At 70.4% G+C, this 21,040-nt stretch carries 19 protein-coding genes; 8 read left to right on the top strand and 11 right to left on the bottom strand.

Annotated elements, in window-relative coordinates:
- Positions 1–22: 22 nt before the first annotated feature.
- The gene (gene glnA, locus AC3DEV_RS10380; RefSeq protein WP_488372045.1) at positions 23–1,456 is read right to left on the bottom strand and encodes a type I glutamate--ammonia ligase; all 1,434 of its coding nucleotides are present in this window, start codon (positions 1,454–1,456) and stop codon (positions 23–25) included.
- 219 nt (positions 1,457–1,675) lie between these two features.
- On the opposite strand from glnA, the gene AC3DEV_RS10385 reads away from it, so the two are divergent.
- Positions 1,676–2,161, top strand: a complete 486-nt coding sequence (locus tag AC3DEV_RS10385) for an RDD family protein (protein ID WP_488372046.1) — start codon at positions 1,676–1,678, stop codon at positions 2,159–2,161.
- Between the two features lie 91 nt (positions 2,162–2,252).
- Here the strand turns inward: AC3DEV_RS10385 and AC3DEV_RS10390 are convergent, their stop codons facing one another.
- The 4 genes from AC3DEV_RS10390 to sucB form a co-directional block, all read right to left on the bottom strand.
- Positions 2,253–3,008 carry a DUF4191 domain-containing protein gene (locus AC3DEV_RS10390; RefSeq protein ID WP_067714310.1) on the bottom strand — a complete coding sequence of 252 codons (756 nt, stop codon included), beginning with the start codon at positions 3,006–3,008 and terminating at the stop codon, positions 2,253–2,255.
- An 85-nt stretch (positions 3,009–3,093) separates the two neighbouring features.
- Positions 3,094–4,110, bottom strand: a complete 1,017-nt coding sequence (lipA, locus tag AC3DEV_RS10395; RefSeq protein WP_096905676.1) for a lipoyl synthase — start codon at positions 4,108–4,110, stop codon at positions 3,094–3,096.
- Between the two features lie 21 nt (positions 4,111–4,131).
- Positions 4,132–4,809, bottom strand: coding sequence for a lipoyl(octanoyl) transferase LipB (lipB, locus tag AC3DEV_RS10400; RefSeq protein WP_067714178.1), 678 nt, complete (start codon positions 4,807–4,809; stop codon positions 4,132–4,134).
- 101 nt (positions 4,810–4,910) lie between these two features.
- Positions 4,911–6,866 carry a 2-oxoglutarate dehydrogenase, E2 component, dihydrolipoamide succinyltransferase gene (gene sucB / locus AC3DEV_RS10405; protein ID WP_488372047.1) on the bottom strand — a complete coding sequence of 652 codons (1,956 nt, stop codon included), beginning with the start codon at positions 6,864–6,866 and terminating at the stop codon, positions 4,911–4,913.
- A 312-nt stretch (positions 6,867–7,178) separates the two neighbouring features.
- Here sucB and AC3DEV_RS10410 point away from each other — a divergent pair, with 312 nt between their 5' ends.
- Entirely contained in the window at positions 7,179–7,544 is a 366-nt protein-coding gene (locus tag AC3DEV_RS10410) for an oxidoreductase (protein ID WP_488372048.1), read from the top strand.
- Between the two features lie 29 nt (positions 7,545–7,573).
- On the opposite strand, the gene AC3DEV_RS10415 is transcribed toward AC3DEV_RS10410, so the two are convergent.
- Positions 7,574–9,088, bottom strand: coding sequence for a leucyl aminopeptidase (locus AC3DEV_RS10415; RefSeq protein ID WP_488372049.1), 1,515 nt, complete (start codon positions 9,086–9,088; stop codon positions 7,574–7,576).
- Positions 9,089–9,230: 142 nt separating this feature from the next.
- On the opposite strand from AC3DEV_RS10415, the gene gcvT reads away from it, so the two are divergent.
- Together gcvT and AC3DEV_RS10425 are read left to right on the top strand one after the other, a co-directional pair.
- Complete coding sequence (gcvT, locus tag AC3DEV_RS10420; protein WP_061229909.1) at positions 9,231–10,343, top strand: glycine cleavage system aminomethyltransferase GcvT; 1,113 nt, start codon at positions 9,231–9,233, stop codon at positions 10,341–10,343.
- A 31-nt stretch (positions 10,344–10,374) separates the two neighbouring features.
- On the top strand, positions 10,375–11,466 hold the full coding sequence (locus tag AC3DEV_RS10425) for a branched-chain amino acid aminotransferase (RefSeq protein ID WP_488372050.1): 1,092 nt from the start codon (positions 10,375–10,377) through the stop codon (positions 11,464–11,466).
- Between the two features lie 11 nt (positions 11,467–11,477).
- Here the strand turns inward: AC3DEV_RS10425 and AC3DEV_RS10430 are convergent, their stop codons facing one another.
- From AC3DEV_RS10430 to AC3DEV_RS10440, 3 genes are read right to left on the bottom strand one after another with little or no spacing between them, the layout of a single operon-like run.
- Positions 11,478–12,254, bottom strand: coding sequence for an adenosylcobinamide-GDP ribazoletransferase (locus AC3DEV_RS10430; protein WP_488372051.1), 777 nt, complete (start codon positions 12,252–12,254; stop codon positions 11,478–11,480).
- Between the two features lie 6 nt (positions 12,255–12,260).
- A complete protein-coding gene (cobT, locus tag AC3DEV_RS10435; RefSeq protein WP_488372052.1) occupies positions 12,261–14,003 on the bottom strand; it encodes a nicotinate-nucleotide--dimethylbenzimidazole phosphoribosyltransferase in 1,743 nt (580 codons plus the stop codon).
- Between the two features lie 41 nt (positions 14,004–14,044).
- Positions 14,045–14,740 (bottom strand): DUF3043 domain-containing protein, encoded by a 696-nt coding sequence (locus AC3DEV_RS10440; protein ID WP_067714163.1) that lies wholly within the window; start codon positions 14,738–14,740, stop codon positions 14,045–14,047.
- 166 nt (positions 14,741–14,906) lie between these two features.
- Between AC3DEV_RS10440 and AC3DEV_RS10445 the strand changes: the two genes are divergently transcribed.
- Entirely contained in the window at positions 14,907–15,254 is a 348-nt protein-coding gene (locus AC3DEV_RS10445) for a HesB/IscA family protein (protein WP_067714160.1), read from the top strand.
- A gap of 73 nt (positions 15,255–15,327) precedes the next feature.
- A complete protein-coding gene (locus AC3DEV_RS10450; RefSeq protein WP_120285790.1) occupies positions 15,328–16,305 on the top strand; it encodes a carbohydrate kinase family protein in 978 nt (325 codons plus the stop codon).
- Between the two features lie 18 nt (positions 16,306–16,323).
- Here the strand turns inward: AC3DEV_RS10450 and asnB are convergent, their stop codons facing one another.
- Complete coding sequence (gene asnB, locus AC3DEV_RS10455) at positions 16,324–18,249, bottom strand: asparagine synthase (glutamine-hydrolyzing) (RefSeq protein ID WP_067714154.1); 1,926 nt, start codon at positions 18,247–18,249, stop codon at positions 16,324–16,326.
- 280 nt (positions 18,250–18,529) lie between these two features.
- On the opposite strand from asnB, the gene ctaC reads away from it, so the two are divergent.
- Both ctaC and AC3DEV_RS10465 read left to right on the top strand, forming a co-directional pair.
- Positions 18,530–19,597, top strand: coding sequence for an aa3-type cytochrome oxidase subunit II (ctaC, locus tag AC3DEV_RS10460; RefSeq protein ID WP_120285919.1), 1,068 nt, complete (start codon positions 18,530–18,532; stop codon positions 19,595–19,597).
- Between the two features lie 36 nt (positions 19,598–19,633).
- The gene (locus AC3DEV_RS10465; protein WP_067714151.1) at positions 19,634–20,050 is read left to right on the top strand and encodes a cytochrome c oxidase subunit 4; all 417 of its coding nucleotides are present in this window, start codon (positions 19,634–19,636) and stop codon (positions 20,048–20,050) included.
- Between the two features lie 101 nt (positions 20,051–20,151).
- Here AC3DEV_RS10465 and AC3DEV_RS10470 read toward each other — a convergent pair.
- A partial coding sequence (locus AC3DEV_RS10470) for an HNH endonuclease signature motif containing protein (protein ID WP_488372053.1) occupies positions 20,152–21,040 on the bottom strand: 889 nt, incomplete at its 5' end.

A 21,040-nucleotide genomic window follows, 5' to 3' on the forward strand; every position in this document is an offset into this window, starting at 1 on the left:
CCTGTTCAGAGGGGTTTAGCTGTCAGCAGTCGTAGTAGAGCTCGAACTCGTGCGGGTGCGGACGGAGGTTCACCGGGGCGATCTCCTTCTCGCGCTTGTACGAGATCCAGTTCTCGATGAGGTCCTCGGTGAACACGCCACCCTCGGTGAGGTACTCGTGGTCCTGCTCGAGACGGTCGATGACGGCGGGCAGCGAGGTGGGCGCCTGCGGGATGTCGGCGGCCTCCTCCGGCGGGAGCTCGTAGAGGTCCTTGTCGACCGGGGCCATCGGCTCGATCTTGTTCTTCACACCGTCGATGCCGGCCATCATCATCGCGGCGAACGCGAAGTACGGGTTGCCGGACGAGTCGGGGCAGCGGAACTCGATGCGCTTGGCCTTGGGGTTGTTGCCGGTGATCGGGATCCGGACACACGCCGAGCGGTTGCGCTGCGAGTACACCAGGTTGATCGGGGCCTCGTAGCCCGGGACGAGCCGGTGGTACGAGTTGATCGTGGGGTTGGTGAACGCCAGCAGCGACGGCGCGTGGTGCAGGATGCCGCCGATGTAGTAGCGGGCGATGTCGGACAGCCCCGCGTAGCCGGACTCGTCGTGGAACAGCGGCTTGCCGTCCTTCCACAGCGACTGGTGGGCGTGCATGCCCGAGCCGTTGTCGCCGAAGAGGGGCTTGGGCATGAACGTGGCCGACTTGCCGTTCTTCCAGGCGGTGTTCTTGACGATGTACTTGAACAGCTGGACGTCGTCCGCGGCGTGCAGCAGGGTGTTGAACTTGTAGTTGATCTCCTGCTGGGCGCCGGCCACCTCGTGGTGCAGACGCTCGAGCTCGAAACCGGCGTTGGTGAGATTGGTCGACATCTCGTCGCGCAGGTCGACGAAGTGGTCGTACGGGGCGACCGGGAAGTACCCGCCCTTCTCGCGGACCTTGTAGCCGAGGTTGGCCGAACCGTCGGCCTCCTGGGAGGCACCGGTGTTCCAGTGGCCGGCGCTGGAGTCGACCTCGTAGAAGCCGTGGTTCGTGCCGGAGCCGTAGCGGACGGAGTCGAAGACGAAGAACTCGGCCTCGGCCCCGAAGAAGCACGTGTCGGCGATGCCGGTGGAGAGCAGGTACTCCTCGGCCTTGCGGGCGACGTTGCGCGGGTCGCGGCTGTAGGCCTCACGGGTGAAGGGGTCGTGGACGAAGCAGCTGATGTTGAGCGTCTTGGCCCTGCGGAAGGGGTCGAGACGGGCCGTCGCGACATCCGGCAGGAGCATCATGTCGGACTCGTGGATCGACTGGAACCCCCGGATGGAGGAGCCGTCGAAGGCCAGGCCGTCCTCGAACATGTCCTCGTCGAGCGCCGCTGCGGCGATCGTGAAGTGCTGCTCGTTACCCGGCAGGTCGGTGAACCGGATGTCGACGTACTCGACGCCCTCGTCCTTGACGTACTTGATGACCTCGTCCGGCGTGGAGAATGCCACGATTCGCTCCTCGTCTCTGAAGTGCGACGGGAAACCGGTGTCTCCCGTCGTGCGGTGACCTCACGATATGGGCGAGGTGTTGCCCGGCCGTCAAGCGAATGTTTCGCTGGTGTTACGTCACCGGCCGGGTGGGTCCCTCCCAATAGGGTCAGTTTAGTCACCCGAAGCGGGGTATCGCCGACATGGGGATCGGCAGGTCGCCCGGCTACCCTGGGCAGTATGCGTGACGTTGCGGGATCATGGTTGTCCGGCCCCACCTCCGGCAGTGGGCCGGAGCAGAAGTACAAGGGTGAGAATCTCGGTCTCCCGGCGTCCGGCGCGGGCTCGATCGCCCCGTTGGGCGTGCGTGTCGGCGCGCTGGCGGTGGACTGGTTCCTCGCCTACGGGCTGGTCGCGATCCTCGTGATGCTGCTCGGCCCGGAGACGCTGGGGGGCGACTCGTTCTCCGCCGTCTCCAGCTGGGCCGTGCCACTGCTGTGGGGCGTGAGCGGCGTGGTCTGCGTGTGGCTGTTCGCCCAGACGCCGGGGCAGGCGCTGGTCGGCATCGGCACGGCACGGGTCGACGCCGAGGAGAGGGTGGGTTTCGTCCGCGCGCTGGTGCGCGTGGTGTTCATCTTCTTCCTACTGCCCCCGCTCATCCAGGACGAGGACGGCCGCGGCATGCACGACCGCGCCACCGGCACCACTCTGATCCGTACCCGTTGATCCGTACCCGCTGACGAGACGACGCCCGCCGCCCGGGACGGGCGGCGGGCGTCGTGAGCCCGGTGGCTGCGACAGCCTGACGGCGGACGGATCAGCCGCGGCGGCGGGCGCTGCGCTGGATGTTGCGCACCTTCGCGCCCTGGGGGACCGGGCCCTTGGGCATCTGGTTCTGAATGCCGGTCTTGGTGCTCAGCGCCCGGAGCCGGGTGTCGAGGGCGTCGACCTTCGCCCGGCTGATGTTCATCGGGTATCGGGTGAGCCGGCGGTTCAGCTTGCGCAGTGGCACCTGCTCGGGGGTCGCGTCCTGCTCCTCGCCGACGATCAACTCGTAGATCGGGGTGTCGCCGACGACCCGGGCGACCTTCTTCTTCTCCTGTGCCATGAGCGGCTTGAGCCGGCGCGGCTCGCCCTCGCCCACGATCACGATCCCGCACCGGCCGACCACGCGGTGGACCGCGTCGAAACTCGTCGTGGCGGCGACGGCCTGGTTGACCCGCCACCCGGACCGCAACTGGTCCAGGGCCCACGCGGCCGCGCCCGGCTGCCCCTCGGCCTTGCCGTACACCGTGTTCTGCACGCGGCGCGAGAAGATCACCATCGCGAGCATGAGGCCGGTGAGCACACCGAGGGGGAGCATCCACCACTCGCCGCCCCACAGCATGCCGAGGAGGAAGAACACGACCGTCGACAGGACGACCGCGCCGATCATCAGCGGCCACAGGAGCTTGTCCTGCTTGGACTGGATCTTCAGCGCCTGCCACATCTGGCCGCGCTGTTCCTTGCCCGCCTGCCGCCGAGCGGCCCGGGCCGCCTTCTTGTCCGCCTTGGTGAGCTCGCTCTTCGCCATGGTCATCAGGATACGTGCCCGCCACCGCGGTCCGGGAACCGCGGCTGACCCGAGGGGTGCCCCGCCCCGGCCGACTGTGGGCGGGTCAGACGCGGGCGCGCTCGCGGTCCAGGACGCTCGAGGCCTCCTGGGACGCCGAACCTCCTGTCGTCAGCTGCTGCAGGTGCTCCGGAACCGCCTGCCCGCGGTGCTCCAGCGCCTGGACGTAGAGGCGGCCGGCTCGGTACGACGAGCGGACGAGCGGTCCGGCCATGACGCCGGCGAAACCGATCTCACGGGCCTGATCGGACAGCTCGACGAACTCCTCGGGCTTGACCCAGCGGTCGATCGGGTGGTGCAGCGGGCTGGGCCGGAGGTACTGCGTGATGGTGAGGATGTCGCAGCCGGCGGAGTGCAGGTCGCGCATCGCGTCGACGATCTCGTCGGTGGTCTCGCCCATCCCCAGGATGAGGTTGGACTTGGTGACGAGGCCGAAGTCGCGCGCGGCGCGGATCACGTCGAGGGAGCGGTCGAACCGGAACGCCGGGCGGATCCGCTTGAAGATCCGCGGCACGGTCTCGAGGTTGTGCGCCAGCACCTCGGGACGCGACTCGAACACCTCGGCCAGCTGGTCCGGGTCCCCGTTGAAATCGGGGATGAGGTTCTCGACCCCCGTGTTGGGGTTGAGCTCGTGGATCTTGCGGACGGTCTCCGCGTAGAGCCAGGCCCCGCCGTCCTCCAGGTCGTCGCGCGCGACGCCCGTGATGGTGGAGTAGCGCAGACCCATCTCGCGCACGGACTCGGCCACGCGCCGCGGCTCGTCACGATCGAGGGCGCTGGGTTTGCCGGTGTCGATCTGGCAGAAGTCGCAGCGGCGGGTGCACTGCTCGCCGCCGATGAGGAACGTGGCCTCCCGGTCCTCCCAACACTCGTAGATGTTGGGGCAGCCGGCCTCCTCGCACACCGTGTGCAGGCCGCCGGTCTTGACCAGCGTCTTGAGTTCCTTGTACTCGGGACCCATGGTGGCCCTCGTACGGATCCACGACGGCTTGCGCTCGATCGGCGTCTCGGCGTTGCGGGCCTCGATACGGAGGAGCTTGCGGCCTTCAGGAGTCACAGTCACGGCCGCAAGCCTACGCGCGAATCACGCCACGGGCAGTCGGCCGTCCAGCGCCTCCACCATGTCGGAGGTGACCTGGTCCAGAACCTCCGACACCGGCACCACGCGACCGAGTTCGGCGCTGAGCGAGGTGACCCCGGCGTCGACGATCCCGCAGGGGACGATCCGCGAGAACGCGGTCAGATCGCAGTCGCAGTTGAGGGAGAACCCGTGCATCGTCACGCCCCGCTGGACACGGATCCCGATGGCCGCGATCTTGCGCTCGGGCCTGCCGTCCGAGGCCGCACACCACACCCCGGAGCGCCCGTCGACGCGCCCGGCCTCCACGCCGAGTCGCGCGCAGGTGGAGATGAGGGCCTGCTCGACACGACGGACGTACTCGACCACGTCGATGGGGTCGGTCAGCGCGACGATCGGGTACCCCACCAGTTGGCCGGGTCCGTGCCAGGTGATCCGGCCGCCGCGGTCCACGTCGACGACCGGGGTGCCGTCGGTGGGACGGTCGGACGGCTCCGTGCGTTTGCCGGCGGTGTAGGTGGCGGGGTGCTCCAGGAGGAGGATCGTGTCGCCCCGCTGCCCGTCGGCGCGCTCCTCGGCGAGGGCGCGTTGGAGCTCCCAGGTGGGGCTGTACTCGACGGTGCCGAGCCGACGGATCTCCGGGGGCGCCGGGTCACGGCGGAGGGACTGACCGGTGTGCGACATGTCCCCAGGGTAGGCCGAGGGGTGTGACGACGACGACGGGCGCCCTCCGTGAAGGAGGACGCCCGTCGCGGGGTTCAGCGGAACCTACCGATCAGCCGGCTTCACAGGTCGAGGTCACCGTCGAACTCGGCCTTCTCCAACCGGTCCTTCACCGTGGTGAGGAAGCGGCCGGCGTCGGCACCGTCGATCAGGCGGTGATCGTAGGTCAGCGGCATGAAGCCCATCGACCGGATGGCGATCGACTCGCCGTCGGCGTCGGCATCCACCACGGGCCGCCGCACGATCGCGCCGGTGCCGAGCATCGCCGCCTGCGGCGGGACGAGGATCGGGGTGTCGAACAGGGCCCCCTCGCTGCCGATGTTGGTGATGGTGAACGTGCCGCCCTGGAGGTCGTCCGGCGTGAGCTTGGACGCCCGCGCCCGCTCGGCCAGGTCGATGATCGCCTTGGCCAGCCCCGGGATGTCCAGGTCCTGCGCGTTCTGGATGACCGGGGAGAGCAGCCCCGCCTCGGTGTCCACGGCGATCCCGAGGTTCACCGACCCGTGGTAGGTGATCTCGTTGGTCTTCTCGTCGTACGACGCGTTGACGTTCGGGTGCGACACCAGGGCCTCGACGACCGCCTTGGCGTAGAACGGCAGGTACGAGAGCTTGGCGCCGTGCTTGTCGGCGAACTGCTCCTTGACCTGCGAGCGCAGCTGCGCCACCCGGGTCATGTCCACCTCGAAGACCTGCGTGAGCTGAGCGGTCTGTTGCAGCGACTCACGGGTCTTCTGCGCCGTGATCTTGCGGATCCGGTTGGCCTTCTTGGTGGTGCCGCGCAGCTCCGCGAGCTCGGGCCGGACGCCGGCCTTCGACGGGCCGCCGCTGGGCGCCTTCTCCTCGGCCGGGGTCTCGGAACCGGAGTCGGAACCCGAGCCCTCGGCCGCCGCGAGGACGTCCTGCTTACGGATCCGGCCGCCGATGCCGGTGCCCTTGACCGAGTCCAGGTCGACGCCGTGCTCCTGCGCGAGCTTGCGCACGAGCGGGGTGACGTACGGCGAGCTCCCGGCCTTGGCGGCCGCCGCGGGCTCGGCGCGCTCGGGCAGGTCGCCGGAGGACCCGCCGTCTGATTTCTCCGACCCGCGCGGCTTCGCGGCCTTCTTCTCGCTCTTCTGCTCGGCCTTCTTCCCGGACGTCGACCCGGACCCGGACTCCGCCTTGGCGGCGGCCTTCTTCTCGGTCTCGGGGGTGTCCTCAGGGACCTCGTCCTCGTCGGAGGCGTCCACGCCCTCGTCCTTGGCGTCGGTGGCGTTCTGCTCCTCGGCCGACTGTTCGTCGGAGTCAGAGTCAGAGCCGGAGTCGCCGGAGTCGTCGTCGGAGTCGCTCGCGGCGTCGCCGTCGCCGTCGCCGTCGCCGATGACGGCGAGGGTGGCGCCGACGTCGACGGTCTCGTCCTCCTCGGCCACGATCTTCTGCAGGGTGCCGGCGACGGGGGAGGGGATCTCGGTGTCGACCTTGTCGGTGGAGACCTCGAGCAGGGGCTCGTCGACCTCGACGGTGTCGCCGACGGACTTGAGCCACTTGGTGATGGTGCCCTCGGTGACGGACTCGCCGAGTTCGGGCATGACGACGTCGGTGCCCTTGCCGCCGCCCCCGCCTCCGGAGGACTTCTTGGCCGGGGCGGGCTCCTCGGCGGGCTCGTCGTCCGCGGAATCGTCCGCGGCATCCGACTCGTCGGCCTCATCGGCCTGATCGTCAGAGTCGTCAGAGTCGTCGGCCTCATCGGCGGAGCCGGAGCCGGAGCCGTCGTCGGAGTCGTCCGAGTCGTCGGACCCGCCCGAGCCGTCGTCGATGACGGCGAGTTCCCCGCCGATCTCGACCGTCTCGTCCTCATCGGCGACGATCTTCTTCAGCGTGCCGGCGGCGGGCGACGGGATCTCGGTGTCGACCTTGTCGGTGGAGACCTCGAGCAACGGCTCGTCGACCTCGACCGTGTCCCCCTCCTTCTTGAGCCAGCGGGTTACCGTGCCCTCGCTGACGGATTCACCGAGAGCCGGCATCTGTACGGAGAAGGCCATGGTGTCGTGACTCCTCAAGAGTTCTCATTCGCTGCCAGCAAGCGCGGTCCGCGCCCGCGTGAGCGGCGTCGTGGGTGTGAGTTATCTGTTCGTCGTGTCGATCCGGGGCCGGATGCGCGGTGGCGCCCCCACCCAGGATCGTCGTCCATTGTGCCCTCTGCCACCTCTCGGCGTCGGCGGACGTGCCGATCCCGACCCCGGCGGGTGCCCGATTCGCCGGTCGCCCGCAGCGTGACGGGCGTCGGGCGTCGGTACGATCGTGTCCCATAGGCGGCCCTCACCCCGTACGGGGGCCCGACGGAAGGACCGACGGTGGGTATCCGTGACCTGTTCGGGCGTCGTGGGCCTCGGGTCCCGGCGGATCCGGCCGATCTCGACCACCTGCGCCGGTGGTGCCGCACCCGCGTGGGCGTGGAGGCGTATCTCGAGCCGGAAACCCTCGTCTCGGTCCCCGGCCTGTGCCTGGTGGCCTTCGACGGCGAATGGACCCGCAGGCCGGTCGGCGACGTGGCCACCGCGCGCAAACTCGCCGCGCAGTTGAAGCTGCCCCTGTTCGACGCCGCCGTCCAGGGCTACCCCCAACGGATGCGCGACTACGAGGAGGTCCGCATCAAGCGTGAGCGGCGCGAGCGGGCCGAGCGCCTCCGCGACCGGCTGCGCGAGACCGAGGGGGGCTAGCCGCGCTGACCCCGCCGCCCGCGGCCGACTCAGGCTCCGGCGGCGATGTCCTCGAGGACGGCGAGCATGGTCCGCACGGGCACCCCGGTTCCGCCCTTGGGCAGGTACCCCTCCGGGCCACCGTCGTTGTAGGCGGGGCCGGCCACGTCGATGTGCGCCCACTCGACGCCGTCCGCGACGAACTCGGAGAGGAACAGTCCGGCCGAGAGCATGCCGCCCCACCGGTGCGGGGTGACGTGGGTCAGGTCGGCCACCTCGGAATCCAGCCCGGCACGCAGCTCCTCGGGCAGCGGCATCGGCCAGCCGCCCTCGCCGACCGACCGGCTGAGGTCGGCCACCCGGTCGCGGAAGTCCTCGGTTCCCATGACACCCGGGGTCTTCTTGCCCAGCGCCACCATCTGCGCACCGGTGAGGGTGGCGGTGTCGATGAGATGGGACGGGGAGTCCTCGCAGGCCCGGACGATGGCGTCGGCCAGGATGAGCCGCCCCTCCGCGTCGGTGTTCTTCACCTCGACGGTCGTGCCCCCGTACATGGTCAACACGTCGCCGGGCCGGTACGCCGTCGACGACGGCATGTTCTCCGCCATGGGCACGGTCGCCACCACGGTGAGATCCAGGCCCAGCCGCGCGGCGAGGATGACGGTGGCCACCACGGCCGCGGCGCCACCCATGTCCATGGTCATCTGCTCCATGCCGGCGGCCGGCTTGATGGAGATGCCGCCGGTGTCGAAGGTGATGCCCTTGCCCACGAGGGCCACGGTGGGTCGACCCTCGGCGCCCCGGTGGGTGAGGCGCACCAGGCGCGGGCCGCGGGAGGAGCCGCCGCCCACGGCGAGGATGCCGCCGTAGCCACCTTCGGTGAGCGCCTCCTCGTCCAGCACCTCGACCTCCAGACCGGCGTCGCGGGCCAGTTCGGCGGCCCGATCGGCGAACGATCCGGGGAACAGCAGGTTGGGCGGGGTGTTGACCAGATCGCGCGCCAGCCCGACACACTCGGCGACGGTGGCGGCGCGGGCCACGGCGTCGGCGCCGCCCTCGGCGACGAACACCTTCAGCGAATCGCTGTTCTCGTCGTCGTCGTCGTTTTTCGAGGTGACCTTGGCCGGGCGGAACGATCCGAGCCCCGCTCCCAGGGCCACCGGCTCCGCGCGCTCGGCGTCCAGCAACACCAGGGCGGACCCGAGTCCGCGGCAGGCCCGCGCGGCGGCGCCGGCCGCGCGGCGCAGGGACTCGTCGGACACCTCGTCGTCGGAGGACCCGAGCCCCACCAGCACCACGGACCCGGCCGACACACCGTCCGGCGCCGGGACACGGGTGGTGGAGGCCACCTTGGTGGACGCGCCCACCGACCGCGCGACCGCGGCGAGCGCCGCGGCGACCACACCCTCCAGGCCGGGGGCGACGACGACGGGCGCCGCATCCTCTCCGGCCCCGGCATCGGCCGCGATACCGACCACCACGACGTCGGCGTCCACCGGCGTCGTGACCGCCTCGATCGGGGCGAGATCCGGGCTGTGGGTGAGGATCGACTGCGCGGTCGGCATAAAGCGCTCCTGGGGGTCGGCGGGACGTACGGGATGGGTCGTGATGCCCGGACGACGCGGCGGGACCGCCACGGCGGGGGCACCATAGTCTATCGACTAACGTTGGCAGGCAGCCGGACCGTAGAGCGCGAGGAGTGGCCACATGACAGACACAGGGGACCTTCACGAGGGACCACTGCACTCCCGCCACGTGGAGGCCGGCGCGACCTTCGCCCCGTTCGGCGGCTGGTCGATGCCGGTGCAGTACGCCGGCACCGTCGCCGAACACACCGCCACCCGCACGGCCGTCGGGCTGTTCGACGTCAGCCACCTCGGCAAGGCGCTCGTGACCGGCCCGGGCGCCGCGGAGTTCGTCAACTCGTGCTTCACCAACGACCTCGACCGGATCGCCGCCGGCAGCGCCCAGTACACGCTGTGCTGCGACGAGTCCGGGGGAGTGGTGGACGACCTCATCGCCTACCGGGTCTCCGACTCCGAGATCTTCCTCATCCCCAACGCCGCCAACACCGCCGAGGTGGTCCGGCGGATGCAGGCCGCCGCCGCCGAGCGGGCGCCCGGGGTCACCGTCACCGACGAACACCGTTCCCGCGCCGTGATCGCGGTCCAGGGCCCGCTCGCCGGAGAGGTGCTCGAGGCGGTGGGGCTGCCGACCGACCTCGACTACATGGCGTACGTCGACGCCGGCTGGAACGGACACTCCGTGCGGGTCTGCCGTACCGGGTACACCGGCGAGTACGGATTCGAGGTGCTGCCCGCCTGGGACGAGGCCGGCCCGATCTGGGATGCGCTCGCCGAGCAGGTGCTGTCCCGTGAGGGCGCCCTGTGCGGTCTCGGTGCCCGCGATTCGCTGCGCACGGAGGCCGGCTACCCGCTGCACGGCAACGAGCTGTCCGTGGACCTCAGCCCGCTCGAGGCACGCTGCGCCTGGGCCATCGGCTGGGACAAGCCCGCCTTCTGGGGGCGCGAGGAACTGCTGCGTCAGAAGGAGGCCGGCCCCGCCCGCCGGATGTACGCGCTCGAGGTCACCGGACGCGGGATCCCGCGCGCCGGGCAGACCGTGCGCGCCGGTGGACGCGACGTGGGCGTCACCAGCTCCGGCACGTTCTCGCCGACCCTCAAGACCGGGATCGCACTCGCGTTCATCGAGCTGGACGCGGGTCTGAAGAAGGGTGACGAGGTCGTCGTCGACGTACGCGGACGAGAGGTACCGTGCCGCCTCGCGGTACCCCCGCTCATCGAGATCCGCACCCGCTGACCCGCCCCTTCCTCCAGGAACGAGACCCGCAATGTCCGAGTTCGACGTCCGTCCGTCCGCCTCGCCGAGGTCGACCGCCGAGCGCGAGGCCATCCTCGCCGCCCCCGGCTTCGGCAAGCACTTCACCGACCACATGGTCACCCTCCCGTACTCGAACGGGCAGTGGGGCACCCCGGTCGTGGAGGCGTACGCCCCCCTGTCCATCGACCCGTCCGCCGTGGTCCTGCACTACGCGCAGACGATCTTCGAGGGCCTCAAGGCCTACCGGCAGGCCGACGACTCCATCGCCTCGTTCCGACCCGAGCAGAACGCCGCCCGCTTCAACCGCTCCGCGGAGCGCCTCGCCATGCCGCAGCTGCCCGAAGAGCTGTTCATGGAGTCGTTGCGGCAGATCGTGGCGATCGACCGCGACTGGGTGCCCGCCGCCGGCGGTGAGGAGTCGCTCTACCTGCGGCCCTTCATGATCGCCACCGAGACCGGGCTCGGCGTGCGGCCGGCCGACGAATACCTCTACTCGGTGATCGCCTCCCCGGCCGGCGCGTACTTCTCCCGCGGCGTGGCCCCCGTGAGCGTCTGGTTGAGCACCGAGTACGTGCGCGCCAGCCCCGGCGGCACCGGCGCCGCCAAGTTCGGCGGCAACTACGCCGCCTCGCTGCGCGCCCAGGAGCAGGCCGCGGCCAAGGGATGCGACCAGGTGGTCTGGCTCGACGCGATCGAGCGGAAGTACGTGGAGGAGATGGGCGGGATGAACCTGTTCTTCGTCCTCGGCTCCGGCGACTCCGCCGAGATCGTCACCCCCGAACTGTCCGGCTCGTTGCTGCCGGGCGTCACCCGCGACAGCCTCCTGCAGCTTGCCCGCCACCTCGGCTACCCCGTGACCGAGCGCAAGGTCTCCGTGGACGAGTGGGAGTCGGGCGTGGCCTCCGGCGAGATCACCGAGGTGTTCGCCTGCGGCACCGCCGCCGTCATCACCCCCGTCGGGTCCGTGCAACACTCCGGCGGCGGCTACACGGTGGGCGACGGCGGGCCGGGGGCGATCACCATGCGGCTCCGCGAGACGCTCACCGGTATCCAGCGCGGTTCCGTGGAGGACCCGTTCGGCTGGATGACGACGCTGGTCTGAGCCGCGCCCCGTCAGAGCAGGAGCACCGCCGCCACCAGCGCGGCGGCGGTGCCCGTCTCGATCACCGCTCCGAGGACGTCCCCGCTGATCCCGCCGAGCCGGCGGACGGCGCGTCGGCCGAAGCCCGCCGCGGCGGCGTAGGCGGCGACGCCCGCCACGGCGCCGGCCGCGGGGGCCCACCACGTGGCGGCGGACCACCCTGACCCCGCCAGCGCGGCGCCCGCGGCCGCACACACCAGTCCGGTCACCACCACGGCGACGCGGGACTGGGAGCCGGCGACGAGCGCGCCGAAGCCGGTCGGCGACGCCGCGGGGACGCCCCGGCGCAGCAGGACGGCCGGTAGGCACCGCGAGAGGACGACGGCGGCGACCGGGGCGAGCCAGGCCCCCGAGTCGACCAGGGTGCCCAACGCTGCCACCTCGGCGAGCAGAACCAACACCAGGACGGCGGCCCCCATCGGCCCGACGGACCCGGACCGCATGATCTCCAGTGCGCGATCCGGGCCGGCGTACGACCCGAGTCCGTCCGCGGTGTCGGCCAGCGCGTCCACGTGCATCCCGCGGGTGAGGGCCAGAACGGCCGCCACCCCGATCACCCCGGACAGCAGCGCGCCGGCCCCCATCGCGTGCACACCGTGGGCCAGTGCGGTCGCGACGACGCCGCACACCAGGCCGACGACGGGCATCGCCGTCATCGCCCGGCCGGCCGCCGCGGAGTCGGGGACACCCGGTCGCCCCACGGGCAGCACCGTCATCCACGACAACGCGAGTCGGACCGCGGCGAGCACGGCTCGTCAGTCCTTGCCGGCGACCCCGGCGTCGGCGAAGGTCGCCATCTGCGTGAGGATCGCGACGGCGTTGTGGACGACGGGCAGGGCGGCGACGGCCCCGCTTCCCTCACCCAGACGCATCGAGTGTTCGAGGATCGGGTCGAGGGACAGGTACGTCAGCGCGGCGGTGTGGGCGGGCTCCGCGCTGCGGTGGCCGGCCGCCCACCACTGGCGGGAACCGGGTGCCATCGCCTCGGCCATGAGCGCGGCGGAGGTGACCACCGATCCGTCGAGCAGGCACGGGGTCTTCCGGATCGCCGCCTGGGCCAGGAATCCGGCCATCGCGGCGAGGTCTGCACCACCGACCTTGCGCAGCATGGCCACGGGATCCCGCAGATCGCCGGACGCCCGGAACATCGCGTCCCGGATCGCCGCCGTCTTGCGCATCCAGCCCTCGTCGTCGATCCCGGTTCCGCGGCCGACCAACTCGACCGGCTCGCGACCGGTGACGAGGCACGTCAGCACGGTGGCCGGCGTGGTGTTGCCGATGCCGAGGTCGCCCGCGATGAGCAGGTCCGCCCCGGAGTCGACCTCCTCGTCGGCGATGCGACGACCGGCGGCGATCGCGGCCCGCACCTCCTCGGGGGTCAGGGCGTCCTCCCTGTCGATCGACCCGCTGGAGCGGCGGATTTTGTGGTCGTCGAGCCCTCCGGGACGCTCGGCCGACATCGCCATGTCGGCCACCCGGACCGTGGCGCCGGCCATGCGGGCGAGGACGGACACCGCCGCGCCGCCGCCGACGATGTTGTCGGCCATCTGCAGCGTGACCTCGCGCGGGAACGCGGACACCCCGTGTTCGGCGACGCCGTGGTCACCGGCGAACACCACCACCCTGGCGCGGTCGAGCGGGCGGGGTGGGCACGCCTCCTGGCACGAGGAGATCCACACGCTCAGTTCCTCGAGCCGACCGAGGGACGTGGCGGGCTTGGTCAACGTGAGGTGCCGGGCGCGGGCCTCCTCGGCGACGGAGTGGGACGGCGGGTGGACCGGGGGGAAGGCGACGGGGTCGTCGTAGTACGACACGTCGCCCAGGCCGGGGAAGTCGTGGGGGACGGTATCGAGGTCCCGGGGCGCGGCCGCGGCCTCGGGCGCGCCGGCGGCGGCCACCGTCGTACCGGTGGCCACGGCGGCCGCCCCCGTCCGGGCGTCCGGGGTGCGAGTGGCGCCACCGGCGGTCGGGTGCACGGCCTCGAGGGGGAGGGGGCGACCGGCGACGACGAGGACCGCCGAGTCGCACACCCCGGCCAGCCGCCGGTTGAGCGAACCGATCACATCGGCGAACACCCGACCGGAGAGCGTGTCCGGCACGACTCCCAGACCGACCTCGGGCGAGACGAGGACGAGGGTGCCGGAGTGCTCGGCGACAGCGGTGACGAGGGCGTCCAGGTCCGCCGCGACCGCGGCACCCCCGTCGGTCCACCCGAGTGTGGCGTCCATCCGACGCGTCAACCAGCCTCCGAGGTCGTCCACGAGGACCGTCGATGTCGGGTGGTCGGCGAGGACCCGGACGATGTCCTCCGTCTCCTCGGTCACCCACCGGGTGGGCCGGCGCTCGCGGTGTGTCTCGATCCGCGCGGCCATCTCGTCGTCCCCGGGGTCGCGCCGGGCCGTGGCGACGTACACGACGTCGTCGTCGGTGGCCGCGGCCACCGACTCGGCGTGGGCGGACTTGCCCGAGCGGATACCACCGAGGACGAGCAGGCGCATGGGGGGTCAGGCCCTTCCGGGGATCAGTGGCTCTGGACGGGTCAGATGGCGTCGCCCGGGCGGACCCGGGGGCGGGGGGTGCGGAGCATGCGGGGCTGCGTCGCACGCATGACGGCGTACCACCCCATGCCGAAACCGGTGTCGTCGGTGGACGGGAACCTCTCGCGGACCGCCTTGTTCACGGTTCGTCCGAGGAGGATGCCGTCGACGACGACGACCATGATGAGCACCAGGAAGAGGGTCTGGCTGTAGACCATGAGGGTCGGGTTCGGGATGAGCTGGAACACGATCACGAACAGGGCGAGCGGCATGAACCAGTTGATGAGGCGCCGGTGGGTGTCGACCCAGTCGCGCGCGAACCGGCGGACCTCTCCGCGGTCACGGGAGAGCACGTAACGGTCGTCGCCCTCCATCATGAGCTGGCGGCGCTCCTCGCGCGCGGCGCGCTCGCCGGCCCTGGCGGCCCGACGCTCGTCCTTGGTCATGGTCGCCTGGGCGGCCTTCTTGCGCTCCTTGGCCTCTTTGCGGGTGACCGGCGCGGTCACCGGACCCTGGCGCACCCCGCGGGCGCGCTCCTGGTCGCGACGACGGGGCGTCGGCTTCCCCTTGCCCGCGGGGCGGCGCGGGTCGCCGGAGGGCTCGGAGGCAGCCGCATCCGCGGACGCGGGCCGCCCCTCGGGGGCGGGGGAGCCTTTGCCGCTCTCGTCGTCTCTGGAGCCGAATGCACGCAACTTCACACACCCAGGCTAGGCGATCGACACCGGCGCCGGACATTCACCCATGGGCGACAGCAGGCGTATCGTGTGCGGGGGAACGGGTGCCGGGGAATAGAGGACTCCCCGGTGGGCGTTGAACCTTTCACGACGCCCCCGAAGCCCTCTTCCGATCGCAAGGAGAACCGACATGACCACTGCGGAGAACACCGCTACCGGCGTACTGCTCACCGAGGCAGCCGCCGCCAAGGCCAAGGCCCTGCTGGACCAGGAGGGTCGTGACGACCTCTCGCTGCGCATCGCCGTCCAGCCCGGTGGCTGCGCGGGCCTGCGCTACCAGCTCTTCTTCGACGACCGCTCGCTCGACGGTGACGTGGTCGACGACTTCGGCGGCATCAAGCTCGCCGTCGACCGGATGAGTGTCCCGTACCTGACCGGTGCGTCCATCGACTTCGTCGACAGCATCGAGAAGCAGGGCTTCACCATCGACAACCCGCAGGCCACGGGCTCCTGCGCATGCGGCGACTCGTTCAACTGACGCCGCGGTCGCACTGACGACCGGGCGACCCGGGCCGATCACCGATCGGTCCGGGTCGTCTACTGTCTGGGGCATGCCCGTAGTCATCACAGGTTCCATCGCCACCGACCACCTCATGACCTTCTCGGGTCGCTTCTCCGAGCAGTTGCTGCCGGACCAGCTCGCGCACGTGTCGCTGAGCTTCCTGGTGGATTCGCTGCAGATCCGCCGGGGCGGGGTCGGCGGCAACATCGCCTTCGCGCTCGGCGTCCTGGGTCGGCGACCCCATCTGGTGGGGGCGGCGGGCGAGGACTTCGTCGAGTACCGCGACTGGCTCGAGCGGCACGGTGTCGACTGCTCGGCGGTCCACATCAGCTCCGCGCTGCACACGGCGCGGTTCGTGTGCACGACCGATTCGGAGATGGCGCAGCTCGCGTCGTTCTACCCCGGTGCGATGGGGGAGGCGGCGACGATCTCGCTGGCTCGCCTGGCCGAGCGGATCGGCCGTCCGGACATCGTGCTCATCGGGGCCAACGACCCCACGGCGATGCACTCCCACACGATGGAGTGCCGCGAGCTCGGTCTGGACTTCGCCGCCGATCCCTCCCAGCAGCTCGCGTTCCTCGACGGGGACGCGGCCGGTGAGCTGGTCGACGGGGCGCGGTACCTGTTCACCAACGAATACGAGTACGAGCTGCTGCTCAACAAGACCGGGTGGTCGGCCGAGGAGCTGGACGCCAAGGTCGGCACTCGCGTCACCACCCGGGGTGGGAAGGGCGTCGTGATCGTCGAGCAGGGCGCGGAGCCCATCGAGGTCGGGATCGTCCCGTCGGACAACCTGCTGGATCCCACGGGGGTCGGCGACGCGTTCCGGGCGGGCTTCCTCTCCGGTGTCCTGGACGGGTTGTCGCTGGAGCGTTCCGCCCAGTTCGGAGCCCTCATCGCCACCCACGTCCTGGAGACCACGGGCACGCAGGAGTGGACCATCGACCCGGCCGCCGCCCGCCGCCGGCTCGTCGATGCCTACGGGGACGAGGCCGCCGAGGAACTGTCGGCGCTCCTTCCCGCCTGACCGTCCCGCCGCCTCCTGCTAGAGGCGGACGGGGTACTCGCGCTGCTCGATGTCCGGGGTGATCCGGCCCTCGACGAAGATGCCGTGCCAGATCATGAAGCACAGCATGGTCCAGATGCGACGACTGTGATCGGACTCGCCGCGGCGGTGCTCGTCGAGCATCCGCAGTACCGCGGCCTTGTCCACGAACTCGTCGGTGCCGGACGCCGCCACGTGCTCGCGTGCCCAGTCGTGTAACTCCGGCCCGGCCAGCCAGTGACGGGTCGGGACGGGGAATCCCAGTTTCTTCCGGTGCAGCACGTGGGCGGGAACGATCCGTTCGAGGGCCTTGCGCAGTGCGTACTTGGTGGTGCCGTGGGCGACCTTCTCGGTGTGGGGGAGCCGCGACGCGACCTCGTAGACCTCACGGTCGAGGAACGGCACTCGTAGCTCGAGGGAGTTGGCCATGGTGACCTTGTCGGCCTTGACCAGGATGTCGCCGCGCAGCCACGTGAACAGGTCCAGGTGCTGCATCCTCGCGACGGGGTCCCATCCGCGGGACCGCTCGTAGATCGGCGCGGTGACGTCCTGGTGGCTCCACTCCGGTCGGTAGTCGCGGAGGACCGCCTCCACCTGCGCGTCGGAGAAGGAGCGGGCGTTGCCGTAGTACCGGTCCTCGAGGCTCATCGAGCCGCGGTGCAGCAGGCTCTTGCCCCGGGTGCCCTCCGGGATCCGGGTGCTGAGTCGGCCCAGCGCACGACGGATCCCACCGGGGACCTTCTCGAACGGCGCCAGCGACAGGGGCTCCTTATAGATGGTGTAGCCGCCGAACAGTTCGTCCGCGCCCTCACCCGAGAGGACGACCTTGACGTGCTTGCGCGCCTCGCGGGCGACGAAGTACAGCGGGACCAACGCCGGGTCGGCCACCGGTTCGTCGAGGTACCAGATGATCTCGGGGATCGCGGCGGCGAACTCCTCGGGCGAGACCACCTTGACGATGTGCTCCACGCCGATCGCGGCGGCCGACTCGGCGGCGACGTCGATCTCCGAGTACCCCTCGCGCTCGAAACCGGTGGTGAACGTCAGGAGGTTCTCGTTGTGGCGTCGCGCGAGGGCGGCGATGGCGGTGGAGTCGATGCCCCCCGAGAGGAACGAGCCGACGGTGACGTCGGCGCGCATGTGCTTGGCGACCGAGTCCTCGAGTGCGGCGGCGATCTCGTCGTAGCGGCGCTCGGCGTCGCCGTCGGCGACGGGCACGACGGGGAACGTGGGCTCGAAGTAGCGCTGGATCACGGGCTCGGTGCCGGGGGTGACCGTGGCATGGCATCCCGACTCCAGGCGCCGGACGCCCCGGGTGAGGGTCTCGTCCTCCGGGACGTACTGGAGGGTGACGTAGTGCTGGAGGGCGCGGGTGTCGAGGGAGGTGTCGACGACGACGAGGTCGATCAGTTCGGTGACCGACTTCTTCTCGCTCGCGAACACGGTTCCGCCGGGTCCGGTCGCCATGTACAGGGGCTTGATGCCGAAGGGATCCCGGGCGACGAACAGCGAACGCTCGACGGTGTCCCAGATCGCGAAGGCGAACATTCCGCGGAGCCGGCGGACGGCCGAGGGGCCCCAGTGGTGGAACGCCACGACGATCGGCTCGCCGTCACCCTCGGTGGCGAACACGGCACCGTGCTCGCGCTGCAGCTCCTCGCGGAGTTCGAGGTAGTTGTAGATCTCCCCGTTGAACACCAGCGCGTAACGGTCCGGCTGCTCGGGCGGACCCCAGCGGAGCGGCTGGTGAGAGTGCGCGATGTCGATGATCGACAGGCGGTTGAACCCGAAGGCCATGTCGCCGTCGACCCAGGTGCCCACCTCGTCGGGGCCGCGGTGGCGCTGGCACCCCATGGCGCCGAGGACCCGCGCCTCGTGGGTACGGGCGGAGCCGTCGGGGGTGATCAGACCAAGCAGGCCACACATGCGTCGGGTACCTCGTCCATCGTCGTCGGGGCGTCAGCGGTGACCCGCCCGAGCGGGCCGCGACGCGATCGAATACTACTGGTCGGCGGAACCCCTCCGGCCCCCCGCCGACGGCGTGGGGGAGCGGGCGGGTGAATTGCCGGACCCGCGGCTTCCATTCTGAGAGCCGTGGTCTACTCTTTTAAGGTGTCCCGGCCACGTGGTCGGTGCCGCTGATCAGGAAGGCGTGATGGTGGAACAGCGTGACGGGCGTCGTCGGACGCGCAGGGCGACACTCGCGATGTCTCTCGGCACATTGGGCTTGCTGTTGTCCGGTTGTAGCCTCCACACCGACAACAAGTGGTGGAACCAGACGATGAACTTCGGCTTCCCGACCGGGATCACCCCGGAGGGCGTCGCGATCCGCGAGTTCTGGACGGGCACAGTCATCACGTCGCTCATCGTCGGCTTCTTCGTGTGGGGCCTGATCTTCTGGTCGATGGCGTTCCACCGCAAGCGGAAGAACGACGACGGCGAGTTCCCGCGCCAGACCGCGTACAACGTGCCCCTGGAGCTGATCTACACGGCTGCGCCGTTCGTGATCATCTCCGTGCTCTTCTACTTCACCGTGGTCACGCAGAACAAGGTGCTCGATCTCCGTCCGCAGGAGGAGGTCGGCGTCAAGGTCGACGTCACCGCCTACCAGTGGAACTGGAAGTTCGGCTACAACAAGGTCGACGTCGCCGGGGCCAGCATCGAGGACGGCACCAACGTCGAGGCGCAGCGCGCGGCCGAGGAGGCCGGTGTGCTCTCCGACGAGGTCCGTGAGGCCCTGGGTCACCACGGTGAGCCGGCGGCCGGCGGCCCGATCCACGGTCGTCTCGCCGAGGACAAGTCGTACCTCCACTACAACAACATCGAGACCGTCGGTACCTCCGAAGAGGTTCCGGTCCTGGTTCTGCCGACCGACACGCGCATCGAGTTCCGCCTCGCGTCGGCCGACGTGGTCCATTCGTTCTGGATCCCCGAGTTCATCTACAAGCTCGACGTCATGCCGCACCCGGGCAAGAACCAGCAGTTGAGCATGTTCCAGATCGAGGAGATCGATCGCGAGGGTGCGTTCGTCGGACGCTGTGCCGAGATGTGCGGTGTCTACCACGCGATGATGAACTTCGAGCTGCGCGCGGTATCGCCGGAGGCCTTCGCCCAGTACATCCAGTTCCGTCAGGACAACCCGACCGCGTCCAACGCGGAGGCACTGGAGTCGATCGGCCAGGACCCGTACTCGACCTCCACCGCACCGTTCAAGACCGGACGCAGCGATACCCGTGACCAGAACAACATCATCGAGACCGCGTCGGGCAACTGACGGTTCTCCCGGTATCACGCGAAGGATTCCTGAACGATGAACGCAACAGTACGAATTTTCGACGCCCTGTTTATCTTCCTGGCCGTCATGGGTATCGCGTACGCCTACCTCACCGGTACGTCTCGGACGGGCGTCGAGTGGGTCGGCGCCACGGCCTTCGTGCTCTCGGCCGGCCTGAGCCTGCTGATCGGTGGTTACCTCCGCTTCGTGGCGCGGCGCATCAGCACCCTGCCCGAGGACTTCGAGGAGGCCGAGGTCTCCGACGGTGCCGGCGAGCTGGGCTTCTTCAGCCCGCACAGCTACTGGCCCGTCCTGGTGGCCTTCTCGGTCTTCATCATCGGCTACGGTGCGGCCTTCTGGAACTGGTGGGTGCTCATCGGCGGCGCCGTCGCGCTGGTCATCACCGCCTGCGGCCTGGTGTTCGAGTACCACTGGGGTCGCGAGAAGCACTGACCGTCTGACCGTCTTCCACCGGGGCCCGGTGTCGCACGCTGCGACACCGGGCCTTTGTGCTGTCGCCACCAGGGTGTCGGCCCGGGCTCGCCGCGCGCCGGTCAGAAGGGTGGTGGATCGGGGTCGTGGTGGTGGTCGGGTGGGGTGTCTGGTGGTGGGGCCATGGTGTTGGCTTTGCGTTCGGCGGCCAGGCGTAGGGCGCGTCGGTACCAGTGGGTGCTTTGTGGTCGGGGGTTGAGCCAGGGTCGGCGTGGGGGTGGGATGTCGGCGCCGGTGTCGGCCCCGGCCCTGGTGTCGGTCGCAGCCCTGATGTCGGTGTCGGTGGTGTGGTGGCGCCAGCGTGCGAGGGGTCCGTCGGGGTGGGTGGTGAGGGTGTGTCCGGTGTCGGTGGTGATGGTCAGGGTGCCGTCGGGGGCGAGTTGGTAGTGCCAGTTGTGGAAGGTCTTGAAGCGGTGGTGGTTGCGGCACATGGCGGCGAGGTTGTTCTCGAGGGTCGGGCCGCCGGCGGTGGGGTCTGTGTGGTTGAAGGGGCGGACGTGGTCGATGTCGCAGGCGTCGGCGGGGACGGAGCAGCCGGGGTGGCGGCAGGTGCCGTCGCGTAGGCGGATGCGGTGGGCCAGGTCGGCGCTGATGCGGTAGCGGTGGGCGTGGTGGGGGGTGTCTGCGGCGCCGGGTGCGGTGTCGGGCACGGTGATGGTGGCGCCGGTGCTGCGGGTGAGTAGTTCGATGAGGGCGTCGATGGTGGCCGGGCCGCCTCGGGGGAGGTAGACCTCGGGTTCGCCGTCGGGGCCGGGGGGTGCGAGCACGGTGATGGTGGGGCGGATCTGGGTGGCCGGCGGGCGGTGACCCGCACCCGCGACCCCGCCCGCCCCGGCGCCCCTGCCTGCGTCGGTGTCGGTGCTGGGGTGGCCGAGGAGGGCGGTGACGAGGGCGTCGGCGCGTAGTTCGTCCATGCTGCGGATGGTGTCGGTGTCGAGGGTGTCGGCGCCG

The sequence above is a fragment of the Dietzia sp. IBK-p2-15D genome, from assembly GCF_057773105.1.